This window comes from Ornithinimicrobium carbonis (assembly GCF_050703245.1).
Lineage (GTDB): Bacteria > Actinomycetota > Actinomycetes > Actinomycetales > Dermatophilaceae > Ornithinicoccus.
The window spans coordinates 994594-1009076 of sequence record NZ_CP192647.1 but is presented as its reverse complement, the minus strand read 5'-3'; the positions used below and the strand labels follow the sequence as shown (position 1 = coordinate 1009076).

At 74.0% G+C, this 14483-nt stretch carries 12 protein-coding genes and 1 pseudogene; 1 reads left to right on the top strand and 12 read right to left on the bottom strand.

Annotation, left to right across the window (positions count from 1 at the left end; all coding sequences use genetic code 11):
- Positions 1 to 43: 43 nt before the first annotated feature.
- The 11 genes and pseudogenes from hpf to kynA all read right to left on the bottom strand — a co-directional run bounded on the left by hpf (position 44) and on the right by kynA (position 11227).
- Entirely contained in the window at positions 44 to 745 is a 702-nt protein-coding gene (gene hpf / locus ACQ95T_RS05190; protein WP_425939923.1) for a ribosome hibernation-promoting factor, HPF/YfiA family, read from the bottom strand.
- A gap of 114 nt (positions 746 to 859) precedes the next feature.
- Positions 860 to 1630, bottom strand: coding sequence for a ComF family protein (locus ACQ95T_RS05185; RefSeq protein ID WP_425939921.1), 771 nt, complete (start codon positions 1628 to 1630; stop codon positions 860 to 862).
- 68 nt (positions 1631 to 1698) lie between these two features.
- Positions 1699 to 2139, bottom strand: a complete 441-nt coding sequence (locus ACQ95T_RS05180) for an LpqB family beta-propeller domain-containing protein (protein ID WP_431473910.1) — start codon at positions 2137 to 2139, stop codon at positions 1699 to 1701.
- Positions 2140 to 2291: 152 nt separating this feature from the next.
- Positions 2292 to 2417: pseudogene (locus ACQ95T_RS05175) on the bottom strand (hypothetical protein); the annotation flags it as partial.
- Positions 2418 to 3457: 1040 nt separating this feature from the next.
- A complete protein-coding gene (locus tag ACQ95T_RS05170) occupies positions 3458 to 4186 on the bottom strand; it encodes an ATP-binding protein (RefSeq protein ID WP_431473601.1) in 729 nt (242 codons plus the stop codon).
- An 11-nt stretch (positions 4187 to 4197) separates the two neighbouring features.
- A complete protein-coding gene (locus ACQ95T_RS05165; protein ID WP_431473600.1) occupies positions 4198 to 5118 on the bottom strand; it encodes a HAMP domain-containing protein in 921 nt (306 codons plus the stop codon).
- Between the two features lie 211 nt (positions 5119 to 5329).
- On the bottom strand, positions 5330 to 6007 hold the full coding sequence (gene mtrA, locus ACQ95T_RS05160; RefSeq protein ID WP_075958789.1) for an MtrAB system response regulator MtrA: 678 nt from the start codon (positions 6005 to 6007) through the stop codon (positions 5330 to 5332).
- A 13-nt stretch (positions 6008 to 6020) separates the two neighbouring features.
- Positions 6021 to 7505, bottom strand: coding sequence for an adenosylhomocysteinase (gene ahcY, locus ACQ95T_RS05155; protein WP_431473599.1), 1485 nt, complete (start codon positions 7503 to 7505; stop codon positions 6021 to 6023).
- A 50-nt stretch (positions 7506 to 7555) separates the two neighbouring features.
- Positions 7556 to 9049, bottom strand: a complete 1494-nt coding sequence (locus ACQ95T_RS05150; protein WP_425939914.1) for a mycothione reductase — start codon at positions 9047 to 9049, stop codon at positions 7556 to 7558.
- Entirely contained in the window at positions 9046 to 10302 is a 1257-nt protein-coding gene (locus tag ACQ95T_RS05145) for a kynureninase (protein WP_425939912.1), read from the bottom strand. Before ACQ95T_RS05145 ends, ACQ95T_RS05150 begins: the two co-directional genes overlap by 4 nt.
- Positions 10295 to 11227, bottom strand: coding sequence for a tryptophan 2,3-dioxygenase (gene kynA / locus ACQ95T_RS05140; protein WP_425939910.1), 933 nt, complete (start codon positions 11225 to 11227; stop codon positions 10295 to 10297). The genes ACQ95T_RS05145 and kynA overlap by 8 nt, the downstream gene beginning before the upstream one ends.
- Before the next feature lie 119 nt (positions 11228 to 11346).
- Between kynA and ACQ95T_RS05135 the strand changes: the two genes are divergently transcribed.
- On the top strand, positions 11347 to 13017 hold the full coding sequence (locus ACQ95T_RS05135; RefSeq protein ID WP_425939909.1) for a DUF222 domain-containing protein: 1671 nt from the start codon (positions 11347 to 11349) through the stop codon (positions 13015 to 13017).
- Between the two features lie 176 nt (positions 13018 to 13193).
- Here ACQ95T_RS05135 and ACQ95T_RS05130 read toward each other — a convergent pair whose 3' ends face one another.
- A complete protein-coding gene (locus ACQ95T_RS05130; protein WP_425939907.1) occupies positions 13194 to 14480 on the bottom strand; it encodes an SIS domain-containing protein in 1287 nt (428 codons plus the stop codon).
- Positions 14481 to 14483: the final 3 nt, after the last annotated feature.

Below are 14483 nucleotides of genomic sequence, written 5' to 3'. Positions count from 1 at the left end.
GCGGGCTCCGCAGGGTTGCAGGCCCGGCCTGCGGACGTGTCGGTCAGGACGCCACGGCGTCGGCCTCGGGGGCCAGCTCCTCGTCGGGGTCCTCGTGGTCGGAGGGTGCGGTCCCGTTCAGGTCGAGCCGCAGCACGCCGTAGGACCAGCCGCGACGGCGGTAGACCACGCTCGGCTGGTCGGAGTCGACGTCGTGGTAGAGGAAGAAGTCGTGCCCGATGAGCTCCATGTGGGACAGCGCCTGCCCGACGGTCATCGGCGTGGAGGGGTGGACCTTCTCGCGGACCTCGATGGGGCTGTTGCCCTGCGTCTGCAGGTCCTCGTCGAGCGCGTCCTCGGTGCTCTGGGCGTGCGACCGCTCGTCCGTCGACCCGGCGAGGGGGCCGGTGGGCAGCCCGTAGGTCGCCTCGGCCACGGAGGGGAGCCGGTGCTTGCCGGTGTGGCTGATGCGGCGCTTGTCGTTCATGCGACGCAGCCGCTCGGTCAGCTTGGACAGGGCCAGGTCGACGGCGGCGTACTCATCGTCGGCCGCCGCCTCGGCGCGGACGACCTGCCGGTTGACGAGGCAGGTGATCTCGCAGCGTTCGGACTCCTTGGCCTGTCGCGGGTTGGCCTCGTGGGTCAGGACGACCTCGGTGCGGCGCACGCGGGGGGCCAGCTGGGGGATCTTGTCGAGCTTCTCCTCGAGGTGACGGCGGAAACGTTCGGAGACGTCTCTCTTGCGACCGGTCACGGTGAGTTCCATGAGTCCTCCATGCAGAAAGTGGGTGGTGCTGTGCGTTCTGGCGTCGTCTGTGGCGCCCTGAGTCCAGCGGCCTCACCCCCTTGCCCGTGCGAGGAGTGCTTCCATGGACCCACACTAGTCCCGACCCGACGGTTCGGACAGTGGACCCCTCACCGTCGACGACGGAGCCCGCGGCGGGCGCCGGTGCGTGGCGGCGAGGGTGACCGCGACCACGGGACCGGCACCCGCCGTGACCAGCGCCCGGGCACACTCGACCAGGGTCGCGCCGGTCGTCACCACGTCGTCGACGACGATGCAGGGAGCCCCTTCCACCCGGGCCACGGCCGTGGGCCGGACCACCACCGCGCCGGCCAGGTTGCGCCGCCGCTGCCCGGCGTCCAGCCCCGCCTGGTCCGCCACCCGCCGGCCCAGGCGGAGACCGTCGACGACCGGCAGCACGGACCGTCGGCCCCGCAGTGCCGTCCGCGCCAGCGCCTCCACGCGGTGCTCCCCCCGTGCCCGCGTGCTGGCCCGCGCGGACGGCGCCGGCAGGACGGGGACGGGGCCTCCGCCCCCCAGGGCCGCGAGGTGCTCGGGTGAGCCGTCGAGCGCCGCTGCCAGCACGGCCCGCAGCGGCACGGCCAGGGCTGGGGTGAGGTCGGCCCGGCCTCCGTCCTTCCAGCCCACCACGGCGGAGCGGGCCAGGTCGCGGTATGCCGTGCCCGTCCACGTGGGAGGAAAGCCCGGCGGGCACGGGGTCGGCGTCCACCGTCGCGGTCCTCCGTCGGCCAGCGCGTCCGCGCAGGCCGGGCACCACCGCGTGCCCGCCTCGCCGCAGCCGCCGCACGCCGCGGGCGCGGCGAGCTCCAGGAGGTCGAGCAGGTCCTGCCCGGGGCGCCACGGCATACCTCCAGCATGTCCCGCCCCACGACGGGACCGGGGCGTGCGTCCACACCCCCGGTCCGCCGACCCGGTCAGGTGCCGGGGATGATCAGCTCGTCGCCGTTGCGGGCGCCGAACCAGCCCGAGGCGCCCTCGCGGGTGTGCATGCGTCCGTCCTCGGTCCGCACGACCGGGACGAAGCTGACGCCGGTGGGAACGGCCTGCACGTCCACCAGGCCCGCCTGCTCCCCCAGCTCGTCCAGCCACCCGCCCAGCGGCACGCTGTAGGCACCGATCCGCTGGTCCTGGTTGCGCCGGGCGGCCACGACGATCTCCGTGGTGGAGCCCCAGCGGGCCGAGTCGACCTCCACGAGGGTGGGGGCGGCCAGCCAGGGCTCGGCCAGGGCGGTGGCCCGCCCCTGGGAGTCGCGCACGATCCCGGACACGACCACGCGCTCCCTGGCGGAGCCGCGCTCGGCCTGCACCACGAGGAGGGCCCGGGTCCCCTCGGGCGAGATCCGCAGGGTGTCCACCCGTTCTCCGTCGGCCAGCCAGGGGACGTCGACCGGACGGGCCAGGTTGGAGACGTCGGCCCCCTCCAGGACCCACCCCGGGGGGTCTGCGACCCGCGGGCGGTCCCGGCGACCCACAGGTCGCCGTGGGGGTCGAAGCTGGGGTCGGTGAGGGCGTCGCCGATGCCCGGGTGCACCTCGCTCTGCCCTCCCCGCCACCGCCACAGCTCGGAGCGGTCGTTGGAGACGGCCGCCAGCTCGCGCAGGTCCGCCGAGGCGGCCACCCCCGTCCAGGACATCCCGACCGGGGGCAGGTCGACGTCGGGGGCACTGGCCGCGGGGACGTTGCGCAGGTCGTAGCGGGTCGGGTCGACGAGGTTGAGCTCCTCACCGATCCGCAGGAGCGCCACGTCCGTGTCCCGCATCACCTCCTCGTAGCCCAGGTCGCTGCCGAGGTTGACGGCTCCGTCCTCCAGGAGGGAGCGGCCACCCACCTGCAGGTCGACCGCGCTGACCCCCCGCAGGCCGAGCAGCGCGTGTCCCAGCTGGGCGCGCAGGTCGGTGGCCCGCTCCGGGTCGTCGGACAGGCCGGAGCCCTGCAGGTTGACGGTGGCCATCTGCGTCGTGGGGTCCACCGGCACCGCCCCCACGGCCAGACGCAGGTCGGGTCCGCCGCCGGAGCGCACGGCGCCCTCGAGGTGCGCGGGGACCGGAGCCAGCTGCGTGCGGGCCAGGGAGGTGGTCAGGCCGTCGCCGAGCGCGAGCCAGCGCACGTCCGGGACGAAGAGGTCCAGGTGCGGGTTGAGGTAGTAGACGGTCGAGGGACGGAACGCGCGGTCGAGGTCGGCGGCCGAGAGCCACAGCCCGAACCCCTCCGGGAAGTCGCTGATGCGCCACTCGCCGTCGACCCGCTGCAGCTCGAAGGTCCGGCTGACCGGGGTCGTGGGCTGCTCCACGAGCCTGCCCTGGTCGTCGATCCGGCCGCGGACAGGGGTGGTGACCGTGACCTGTCCCGGCACCTCCTCGGTGATCGTGGGACCGCCCTCCAGGACCAGGACGTCCCGCGTCGGCACCCACTCCCCGGCGAGCGTGGAGGTGAGGTACTCCCGGGCCACGTCGTCGTCGTCGGCGAAGCCGACGTTGGCCCGCAGGAACCCCTGGACGATCTCGGCGGGGCTGGCTCCGGGCTGCGGAGAGGGCAGGAAGCGCTGGACGTCCTGGCGGGGCTGGACCTCCACCGACAGCCCCGGCTGGGGCACCGGGTCGGTCGGCAGCGCCGAGGCGCAGCCGCCGAGGGCGAGCGCGGCGACGAGCGCGGCGGCAGCACGACGGCCAGTCCTCACGACTCCTCCTCCGGGCGGGCCGCGAGGGCCAGCACGACGGTGGGCACCCGGGCGTCGAGGGCGGCCTCCCCGGGGCCGGGCACGGGCGGAGGCGCCTCCGCCACGACGTAGCGGTCCTGCCGCGGCAGGACGAGGCGGAAGCAGGCTCCACGGCCCGGCTCGCTGCCCACCTGCAGCCAGCCGCCGTGCACGCGGGCGTCCTCCTGGGCGATGGCCAGCCCGAGCCCGGTCCCGCCGGTCGTCCGGTCCCGGGAGGGGTCGGCCCGCCAGAAGCGGTCGAAGACGTGGGCCGCCTGCTGCTCGCTGAGCCCGATCCCGTGGTCGCGCACGCTCACCGTGACCACGTGGTCGGTCGCGGCCACCGTGACGTCGACCGGTCGCCCCTCACCGTGCTCGACCGCGTTGGACAGCAGGTTGCGCAGCACCCGCGCGATCCGGCGGCCGTCCATGCGGACCAGGACCGGTGCGGTGGCCGCGTGGACGCGCACCGGGGTGCCCAGCCGCTCGGCGAGCGTGGCCACCCCGTCGACCGCGGCCCCGACGAGGCCGACCATGTCCTCGTCGTGCCGCTCCAGGATCGTCGCACCCGAGTCGTAGCGACTGATCTCGAGCAGCTCGTTGAGCAGGTCCTCGAAGCGGTCGAGCTCCTGCTGCAGCAGCTCGGCCGACCGGGCCACCGGCTCGGGGAAGTCGTCCCGGGACATGTGCAGCATCTCGCCTGCCATCCGGATCGTGGTCAGCGGCGTGCGCACTCGTGGGAGACGTCGGAGACGAAGCGCTGCTGCAGCTGGGACAACGAGCGCAGCTCGCGGATCTGCAGCTGGATCGAGTCCGCCATGGTGTTGAACGACGTGGCCAGCAGGGCCAGCTCGTCCGCGCCGCGGACCGGCAGCCGCTCGCCCAGCCGGCCCTCGGCCAGCTGCTGGGCCACCACGGCCGCCTCCTCGACCGGTCCGGTCACCAGCCGGGTGGCCAGCCAGCCGACGGCCGCCACCAGCAGCGACAGGGCCAGCCCGCCGGCGTAGAAGAGCTGGCGCAGCAGGTCGAGGGTCTCCTGCTCGCGCACGAGCGGGTAGACGAGGAACAGGTCGTACTCCCCCGCCCTCGGCAGGCTGACCCGCGAGCCGACGACCACCGAGGTCACCTGTTCGCTGGCCCCCGCGAGGTTCATCGGCACGACCACCACCTGCTGGTTGGTGGGGTCAGCGGCGAGCGCCGTCTGCAGGGCCTCCGGCAGGTCCTCGGCGTTGACGCCCACCCCGGTGGTGGGGACGACGGCGCCCCGGGAGTTGTCCAGCCCCGGCATCAGCAGCACCCGCCGGCCCTCGTCGGGGCTGTTGCCGGCCATCGACTGGACCTGGTCGTCGGCGGTCTGGGTGAGCCCGGAGTCGTCCTGCCGGTCGGTGGAGTCGAAGGCCTCCTGCGCCAGGGCCACCTGCTGGGAGGCGTCCCGCTCGGCACCGGCCACCGCCTGGGCCACCAGCCCCTGCGCCACCTGCTGGTACAGGACGGTGCCCAGGAGCGCGGAGAGGAAGACACCGACCAGGACGGTGGTCGTGATGACCCGGGCGCGCAGGGAACGGCCCCACCACGCCGACCACCAGGGGTCCGCCGGCCCGTCCGCAGCCTGCGACCGGTCCCGGGCCGGCCGGCGCAAGGCCTGGGGAGGCGTGCTTCCGCTGTCCCCACCGTTCGCGCCGCGTCCGCCGTCCGGTCCGCCCCCACCGCCGTCCGGTCCGCCGCCACCGCTGCCGGGGCGACCCTCCGCGGAGGGACGGTCACCGGTGCCCCCGGCCCCGCTCCCTGCTGACCCACCGGGCGCCGAGGAGCCCGCCGACGTCGTGGCGTCGGCGTGCCCGACCCTCAGGTCAGGGATGTCCGGCCTTGTACCCGACACCACGGACGGTCACCACGATCTGGGGATTCTCCGGATCCTTCTCGATCTTCGAGCGCAGGCGCTGCACGTGCACGTTGACCAGCCGGGTGTCCCCGGCGTGGCGGTAGCCCCACACCTGCTCCAGCAGCGACTCCCGGTCGAAGACCTGGGTGGGCTTGCTGGCCAGCGCGGCCAGCAGGTCGAACTCCAGCGGGGTCAGCGGGATGGTCTCCCCGCCCCGGGTCACCTCGTGGCCGGCGACGTCGATGACGACGTCGCCCACGACCAGGCGGCCGTCGTCCCCGGTGTCCACCCGCCGCAGCCGGGCCCGGATGCGGGCGAGCAGCTCCTGGGGCTTGAACGGCTTGACGACGTAGTCGTCGGCCCCCGCCTCCAGCCCCGCCACCACGTCCTTGGTGTCGGTGCGGGCCGTGAGCATGACGATCGGCACCCCGGACTCCAGCCGCAGCTGCCGGGCCACCTCGATGCCGTCCTGGGTGGGCAGCATGACGTCCAGCAGGACCAGGTCGGGGCGCAGCTCGCGGAACATCGCCACGGCGCGGCCCCCGTCGCCGCACGTGGCGACGTCGTAGCCCTCCTTGCGCAGGACGATGCCGAGCATCTCGGCGAGGGCCTGGTCGTCGTCGACGACGAGAACGCTGGCGGTCACGTGGGTCCCCTGCTCAGTAGCGGTAGTGGTCGGACTTGTACGGGCCGGCGACGTCCACCCCGAGGTAGGACGCCTGCTCCTTGGTCAGCTCGGTCAGGTCGGCCCCCACCGACTCCAGGTGGAACCGGGCCACCTCCTCGTCCAGCGCCTTGGGCAGCGTGTGCACACCGAGGGGGTAGTCCTCGGGCCGGACGAAGAGCTCCAGCTGCGCCAGCACCTGGTTGGCGAAGCTGGTCGACATCACGAAGCTGGGGTGCCCGGTCGCGTTGCCGAGGTTCAGCAGGCGGCCCTCGGACAGCACGATGACGGAGCGCTCCGGGCGCTCCGTCCCGTCGACCTCCTCCGCCGGGAGGGTCCACTCGTGCACCTGGGGCTTGATCTCGGTGCGCTGGACCCCCGGGATCCGCGCCACCCCGGCCATGTCGATCTCGTTGTCGAAGTGGCCGATGTTGCCCACGACCGCCTTGTCCTTCATCGACCGCACGTGGTCGGCGGTGACGACGTCGCGGCATCCGGTGGCCGTGACGACGAAGTCCGCCAGGCCCACGACCTCCTCCAGCCGGGCCACCTGGTAGCCCTCCATCGTGGCCTGCAGCGCGCAGATCGGGTCGATCTCGGTGACGATCACCCGGGCTCCCTGGCCGCGCAGCGCCTCGGCGCAGCCCTTGCCGACGTCGCCGAAGCCGCAGACGACCGCGACCTTGACCTTGCCGCCGATGAGGACGTCGGTGGCCCGGTTGATGCCGTCGACGAGGCTGTGCCGGACGCCGTAGACGTTGTCGAACTTGGACTTGGTCACCGAGTCGTTGACGTTGATCGCGGGGAAGAGCAGCTCGCCGGCCTCGTGCAGCTGGTAGAGCCGGTGGACCCCGGTCGTGGTCTCCTCGGTGACGCCCCGGACCCCCTCGGCCACCCGGGTCCACCGCTGCGGGTCCTCGGCCAGGCCGGCGCGCACGGTCTCGAGGATGACCCGCCACTCCTCGGGGTCCTCCTCCTCGGCCGTGGGCACCGCCCCGCGGGCCTCCCACTCCCTGCCCTTGTGGACGAGCAGCGTCGCGTCACCGCCGTCGTCCAGGATCATGTTGGGCCCCTGGCCGTCCGGCCAGAGCATGATCTGGGTGGTGCACCACCAGTACTCCTCCAGCGTCTCGCCCTTCCAGGCGAAGACCGGGACCCCCTGCGGGTCCTCCGGGGTGCCGTCCCGGCCCACGACGACGGCCGCGGCCGCCTCGTCCTGGGTGGAGAAGATGTTGCACGAGGCCCAGCGCACCTCGGCGCCGAGCTCCACCAGGGTCTCGATGAGCACCGCCGTCTGCACCGTCATGTGGAGCGAGCCGGCGATCCGGGCGCCGGCCAGGGGCGCCTGCCCCTCGTAGCGGCGGCGCAGCGCGGTCAGGCCCGGCATCTCGTGCTCGGCCAGGCGGATCTGGTGGCGGCCCGCGGGGGCCAGGGACAGGTCCCGGACGCGGTGCTGCAGGGACGTCGTCGTGCTCGGCATGGAGGCCATGCTACGGGTCGGTACCGACAGGTCCCTGATCCCCGGCGCCGCTACGCGTCCACGTCCTCCCCCAGCGGGTCGTAGTCGGCCGTGACGTCCTCGTAGGGCGCGACCTCCAGCCCCAGCAGCGCGTTCTCGAGCACCTCGGCCAGGGCCGGGTGGATCCAGTACTGCCCGCGGGCCAGCTGGAGGGCGGTCAGCGGCCCCGTGGGTCCGCCGAGGCTGAGGGCCTGGATGACCGGCTGGATGAGGCTGCTGGCGTGCGGGCCCATGGCGTGCGCCCCGAGCAGGTGTCCCGTGCGACGGTCGGCGACCAGCTTGAACAGGCTGGTCGTGTCCTCCATCGCCCAGCCGTAGGCGGTGTCGCCGTACGCCTGGGTCTTGCACGTCACGGCATACCCCTGCTCCCGTGCCTGCGCCTCGGTGAGGCCCACCGTGGCCACCTGGGGGTTGCTGAACACCCCGGCCGGCACGAAGCGGTGGTCGAAGGACCACAGGTCCTGCGGGTGGACCAGGTTGTGGGCGACGACGCGGGCCTCGTGGTTGGCCACGTGCTTGAGCTGGTAGGGCGAGCTGACGTCGCCGAGCGCCCAGATCCCCGGGGCCGTCGTGCGACCGTGCTGGTCCACCTGCACCCGTCCGTCCGGCCGCACCTGCACCCCCGCGACGTCCAGCCCCATGTCGTCGCTGTTGGGCATCCGCCCGGTGGCCACGAGCAGGGCCTCTCCCGTGACGGTGGTGCCGTCGGCCAGCTCGAGCTCGACGCCGGCCCCTGCCCGCCGCGCGGCCACCGGGGCGGCGCGCAGGTGCAGGTGCCAGCGGTCCCGGGCCAGCTCGGTGAACGCGGAGGAGATCTCCTGGTCGACCTGGCTCAGCAGCCGCTCACCCCGGCTGACGACGGTGACCTCGACCCCCAGGGCGGAGAAGACGTGGGCGAACTCGGCGGCGATGACGCCTCCGCCGACGATCACCATGCTGGCGGGCAGCTCGTCCATCCGCATGACCGTGTCCGAGGTGTGGTACGGCACCCCCGCGCCGGCGACCACCGCGGGGATGTGCGGCCGGCTGCCGGCCGCGACCACGACCTGGTCGCCCCGGATGCGGTGCACGCTGCCGACCTCGTGCGCCCCGCCCGGGTGGGCGATGCGCACCTCGAGCTCGCGGTCGCCGACGAAGCGGGCGTGCCCCAGGTAAGCCTCGGTGTGGGAGGCGTCCCGCCGGTAGTCCCGGCCCCCCTCGCTGATCGGGTCGATCCGTCCGAAGATCCGGTCGCGCACGTCGTCCCAACGGACCTGGTCGAGGGTGGCGTCGACGCCGAAGCGGGCGGCGTCGCGGACCGTGCGGGCCACCTCCGCGGTGTGCACGAACATCTTGGTGGGGATGCAGCCCACGTTGAGGCAGGTGCCGCCGAAGATGCCTCGGTCCACCACCGCGGTCCGCCGGTCCTCGAAGTCGGGGGTGACCAGGGAGTTGCCCGACCCGCTGCCGATGACGACGAGGTCGAAGCGGGTGGGTCCAGGATCGCTGCCGGTGGTCTCGCTCACCCGGACAGGGTAGTCGCCGCCCCGAGCTCCTCCCGGACCGCCGCCAGACCGTCCCACAGCTCGACGAACCGGGTCGACAGGGGCGCGGGTCCCAGCCGCAGCCCGTCGGGGGAACGGAAGTCGGGTATGACGCCGCGCGCCCACAGTCGCGGGTTCACCTCCGCGAAGGCGGGGTGGCGCAGGGTCACGTGCCCGCCGCGGCGGGCGTGCTCCCGCGGGCTGGCGACCACGACCCCGAGCTCGCCCGGCCAGGAGTCCACCACGTCCAGCACCAGGTCGGTCAGCAGCAGGGACTTGGCCCGCACCCGCTCGATCCCGGCCCGCTCCAGCATCCCGGCACCGCGGGCGACGGGCACCATGCCCACGACCGGCGGGGTGCCGCTGACCAGGCTGCGCACCCCGGGGGCCGGCACGTAGCCCTGCTCCATGAGGAAGGGGTCGCGCCGGCCCATCCAGCCCTGCACGGGCTGGCTCAGGGTCGGCAGGTCGTGCAGGCGGGCAGCCAGGTAGGCGTGCGCCGGCGCCCCCGGCCCGCCGTTGAGGTACTTGTAGTCGCAGCCCACGGCCGCGTCCCAGCCCTCCTCGTCGGCGTGCACCGGCACCGACCCGGCGGAGTGGCAGGTGTCCCACAGCACCAGGGCCCCGGCCTCGTGCACGAGCCGGGTGATCTCCTGCGCGTCGGCGACCCAGCCGGACCGGTAGGCCACGTGCGAGAGCAGCACGACCCCCGTGGCGGGACCGACGGCGTCGGCCACCTGCTGCGGGGTGACCCCGGCCGACGGGTCGACGTCGATCCACACCAGCCGCAGCCCCCGCTCGGCGGCGATCCCCTCGGCGACGTAGCGGTCGGTCGGGAAGTTGTCGGTGTCCAGGACCAGCTCGGCCCGGGCCGGGTCGAGCGCCAGCTGGTGGTCCACGAGGGCCCGCAGCACCTTGTAGAGCAGCACGGTCGTGGAGTCGGCCACGACCGTCTGGCCGGGCGCCGCGCCCAGCGCGGCGCGGCCCACCAGGTCCCCGACCCGCTCGGGCCAGCCCATCCACCCCTCGTCCCAGGACCGGATGAGCCGGGTGCCCCAGTCCTGCCGGACGAACCGCGCCAGCTCCTCGGCGGTGCCGGCGACGGGTCGTCCCAGCGAGTTGCCGTCGAGGTAGGCCACCACCCCGGGCGCCGGCTCGAACTCGTCGGCGAAGGCGGCCAACGGGTCCGCGGCGTCGAGGGCGAGCGCCTGCTCGCGGGACGGTGACTCACTCATGGCCGTCGCCCCCGTGGTAGCCGCCGGGCGTCACGTCCTGGATGCGGCTGCGCACGTCGTACAGCTCGGGGAAGAAGGTCAGGTCCAGGGCCCGGCGCAGGAAGGGAACGCCCGAGGACCCACCGGTGCCGGGCTTGGAGCCGATGATGCGCTCCACCGTCTTGAGGTGACGGAAGCGCCATACCTGGAAGTTGTCCTCGACGTCGACCAGGTCCTCGGCGACGTGGTACTCGACCCAGTGCCGGGCGGGGTCGGCGTAGACGGTGGCGAACAGGTCGACCACCCCCGGCGAGGCCTCGTAGGGCTGGGTCACGTCGCGCTCCAGCACCTCCTGCGGGACGGGGTGACCGGCCCGGGCGAGCCAGCGCAGCACCTCGTCGTAGAGGCTCGGCGCGTGCAGCAGCGCCTCCAGCTCGGCGTGCACCTCGGGCAGGTGCTCGAAGACGCGCAGCATGGAGGGGTTCTTGTTGCCCAGGGAGAACTCCACGGCGCGGTACTGCCAGGACTGGAAGCCCGAGCCGGTCGCCAGGAAGGAGCGGAACAGGGCGTACTCGCTGGGGGTGAGCGTGGCCAGGACGGACCACTGCTCGGTGAGGGTGTGCTGGATGTGCTTGACCCGCGCGATCCGCTTCAGCGCCGGCTGCAGGTCGTCGGCGGCGACGAGCTCCCGGGCGGAGGTGAGCTCGTGCAGCATGAGCTTGAGCCACAGCTCAGAGGTCTGGTGCTGGACGATGAACAGCAGCTCGTCGTGCTGCGGCGGCACCGCCCGCGGGTGCTGGGCCGACAGGACCCGCTCCAGGTCGAGGTACTCCCCGTAGGAGAGGTTGCTGGAGAAGTCCTGCTCGATCCCCTCCTCCAGGTCCCGGACGGAGCGGGTATGGCGTGTCACGGGGTCGTCAGCGCGGTCACGGGCGGCGTTGCTCACGGATCGAGTCTGGCACACGTGCGTATTTGCGCAGGTCAGCGGGTTTGTCGGTGCTCGCCCCTAGCGTGCCGGTACGGGCACCTCGGGAGGAGAGGTGCACCCGACGGAGGGGTGAGGGTATGGACGGAGGGGATGAGGACGTGCCGGTCGCGACGGATGGTGGTCCTCCGCGAGGGGCGCCGGTCTCGGTGCTGCGCAGGCACGGGCTGGAGCTGGCCAGTTCGACACCAGCGGTCCTGGTGCGGGTCCGGGAGGTCTCGGACCTGCTGGCGGGGCCCGGAGAGCCGTTGACGCAGCAGGAGCGGGCGGCGACGCTCGCCGAGCTGGAGCGGCTCAAGAACGTGTGCGCCGCCGCGCAGGCGGCGATCACGGTGGACCTGCACGAGCAGGCGGCGCTGGACCGGCAGGCCACGGAGGGCGAGCTGGGTCACCGCCGCAGGGAGCGGGAGGGGGTGACCCTGGAGGTGTCCCTCGCCCGGAGGGTCTCACCCCAGCGGTCACGGTCGCTGATCGCGATGGCCCGGGCCCTGCACGCCCGGTTGCCGCAGACCCTGGCGGCCTTCCGCGAGGGGCGGATCTCGGAGTGGGCGGCCTCGCTCGTCGAGAAGGAGACCAGGGACCTGACCGAGGAGCAGGCCCGGGAGGTGGACGCCCGGCTGGCACCCACGCTCGGCACCTGTTCGGAGGGCAGGCTGTCGAGGCGAGCGGCATCGCTGGCCTACGAGGCGGACAAGCGCGGTTTCCTGCAGCGCCATGCCAGGGCGGTCGAGGACCGCTACGTCTCGATCCGACCCGCGGCCGACGGGATGGTTCGGCTGAGCGGTCTGCTGCCGCTGGTCGAGGGTGTCGCCCTGCACAGGTCGCTCGAGGAGCACGCCCGGTCGGCCCGGCTCGCCGGGTCGGCCGGTGCCTCCACGGACGGGGACGGCAGCAGCGCCCAGGACGGTGTCCCGACCGTCGCGCAGCTGCGGGCCGACGAGCTGGTCCGCCGCGTCACGGGCGTCGATCCCTCCCGCGAGGGCATGCCCGTGGAGATCGGCCTGGTGATGACGGACCGGGCCCTGTTCGACGAGGGAGGGGACCCGGCCCGCGCTCCCGGCTACGGGCCGGTGCCGGCTGCGCTGGCACGGATGATCGCCGCGTCGGGCAGCACCCGCGGCGTGGACGTCGCGTCGGCCACCGCCTGGCTCCGTCGGCTCCTGCTCGACCCGGTCGACTCCACCCTCGCCGAGACGGACGGGCGGCGACGCCTCTTCTCCGGTCCGTTGCGCAGGTTCGTGGTCGCCCGCGACCAGGAGTGCGCGATGCCCTACTGCCACGCACCCGTCCAGGACGTCGACCACGTCACCCGGGCCAGGGACGGCGGTGCCACCACCGCCGCCAACGGCCAGGGGCTCTGCCGGGCCTGCAACCTCGACAAGGAGGCAGAGGGCCTGCGGACGGAGGTGGTGACCGCGGCCGACGGCACCCGGGCGGTACGGGTCCGGACCCGCTACGGCCAGACCCACCACTCGCAACCACCACCGGTGCTCGACACGCTCGAGGACCTGGCCGCCCGATGGCACGGCCAGCGCCCACCCTGGTGGTCGGACCGCTCTGGCCACGACGCGGAGCACCTGGTCGAGGAGTGGGACGAGCTCGAAGGGTTCGAGCACGACGACGGGAACCCTGGGCACGACGACGGGAACCCTGGGCACGACGGGGCCGACCTCGAGCACGACGGAGCCGACGTCGAGCACGACCAAGACTTCCTGGACGACGACGAGGAGGGCATGGACCTCCCGGCCTGACCCTGCCGGGCACGGACCGGAGACGCGTCGGGGAGGTGTCGGGCAGCACCGGGCACCCGCCGGTCATGCAACGGGAGTGCGCCGGGCGTAGACCGGGCGGTTGCCGGGCCTACGCCCGGGGCGCACGACGAGGCGGCGCGCTGCGTCAGCCGACCCGGTCGCGGACGTCCGCCCGCTCAGCCACGGGTCCGGTCCCGCAGGTCGGCCACGTGCGGGCTGACGGAGGGGTCCAGCCCCAGCCCGAGCGCCATGTAGGTCGCGGTGAAGTCGACCATCGCGACGTGGTCGGCGAGGCGCACGACCGGGTCGCCCTGTGCGGCGCGCACCTCCATCACCCGCACGCCGGCCTCCTGGGCGGTGCTCAGCACGGCCTCGGTCAGGGCGTCTGCCTGCACCGAGTCGCGGGTGGGCGGGTCGACCGGGGCGTCGCGGAGCATCAGCAGCCCCAGGGGCGGCAGCGTGGGACCGTCGAGGTAGGGATCGGAGAAGATGTCCCGCCCGCCCTGGGGGCTGCGCCGGCGCTCCATGAGCTCACCCTCGGGCTCGTCGAAGTGGTGCGGCTCCCAGGAGCTGGTGTCGATGTCGCCCAGCCGGATCCGCCGCTCGTCGTAGGTGCCGGGCCGCGGCCCGCCCCGCGAGGTGTAGGGCCCGTCGAAGCAGGCGACGATCCCGCTGGCCGCGTCGGGCAGCTCGCCGAAGGGGGCGGGCATCCGGGCGGTGCGGGCCAGCATGGAGGAGGCGCGGGCGGCCGCGACCCCGCCCAGCGGCCCGTCGCCGAGCACCACGGGGACGGTCTCGGCGAGCTGCAGGGCGAGGAGCTTGGCCGGGTTGACGAACGACTCGGAGGTGGGGCGCAGCTCCTCGGCCCGCTCGTCGAGCCGGTCGGCGACCCGGTGCAGCACGCCCTCCGGGGCGTCGAGCAGCCCGAGCCGGTCGGCCCCCACGAGCACCGGGGTCAGCAGGGTCCACAGGGCCGTCCGGGAGCTGGTGCGCTGCCGACCGGTCCCCACGTGGATCCCCCGGGCGCGCCGGGTGACCTCCGCAAGGGGCGAGTCGTCCGCTCCCACCGTGAGCAGCGAGGCACCTCGGCGCGCGGCCTCGGCGGCGACCGCCAGCGGACCCGGCGCCCGGCCCGACAGGGACACCGCGACGACGAGGTCCATCGGACCGACCCAGCCGGGCAGCGGCAGGTTGCGCCGGGCCTGGACGGGGACCGGCGACCCCGGCTCGGCCAGCAGCTCCAGCACCTCGGCCACGATCGAAGAGCCACCGATCGCCGCGACGAGCACCGACCGGGGGCGCTCCTGCGCCGCCAGCCGGTCGATCCCGGCCTCGGCGCCCAGGTGCAGCGCCTCGCGGACCTGTGCCCCGGCCGTCGCCAGCGCCCGCAGGGTGGCCCGGGAATCCTTGCGCTGCAGCTCGTCCGGATCGTCCAGGAGCGCCTCGTCCAGGTGGGGGGCCACCGG

Coding starts and splice junctions, on each gene's coding strand:
- hpf (WP_425939923.1), bottom strand. CDS start 745: ATGGAACTCACCGTGACCGGTCGCAAGAGAGACGTCTCCGAACGTTTC.
- ahcY (WP_431473599.1), bottom strand. CDS start 7,505: ATGCCGAGCACGACGACGTCCCTGCAGCACCGCGTCCGGGACCTGTCC.
- ACQ95T_RS05145 (WP_425939912.1), bottom strand. CDS start 10,302: ATGAGTGAGTCACCGTCCCGCGAGCAGGCGCTCGCCCTCGACGCCGCG.
- ACQ95T_RS05135 (WP_425939909.1), top strand. CDS start 11,347: ATGGACGGAGGGGATGAGGACGTGCCGGTCGCGACGGATGGTGGTCCT.
- ACQ95T_RS05170 (WP_431473601.1), bottom strand. CDS start 4,186: ATGGCAGGCGAGATGCTGCACATGTCCCGGGACGACTTCCCCGAGCCG.
- ACQ95T_RS05185 (WP_425939921.1), bottom strand. CDS start 1,630: ATGCCGTGGCGCCCCGGGCAGGACCTGCTCGACCTCCTGGAGCTCGCC.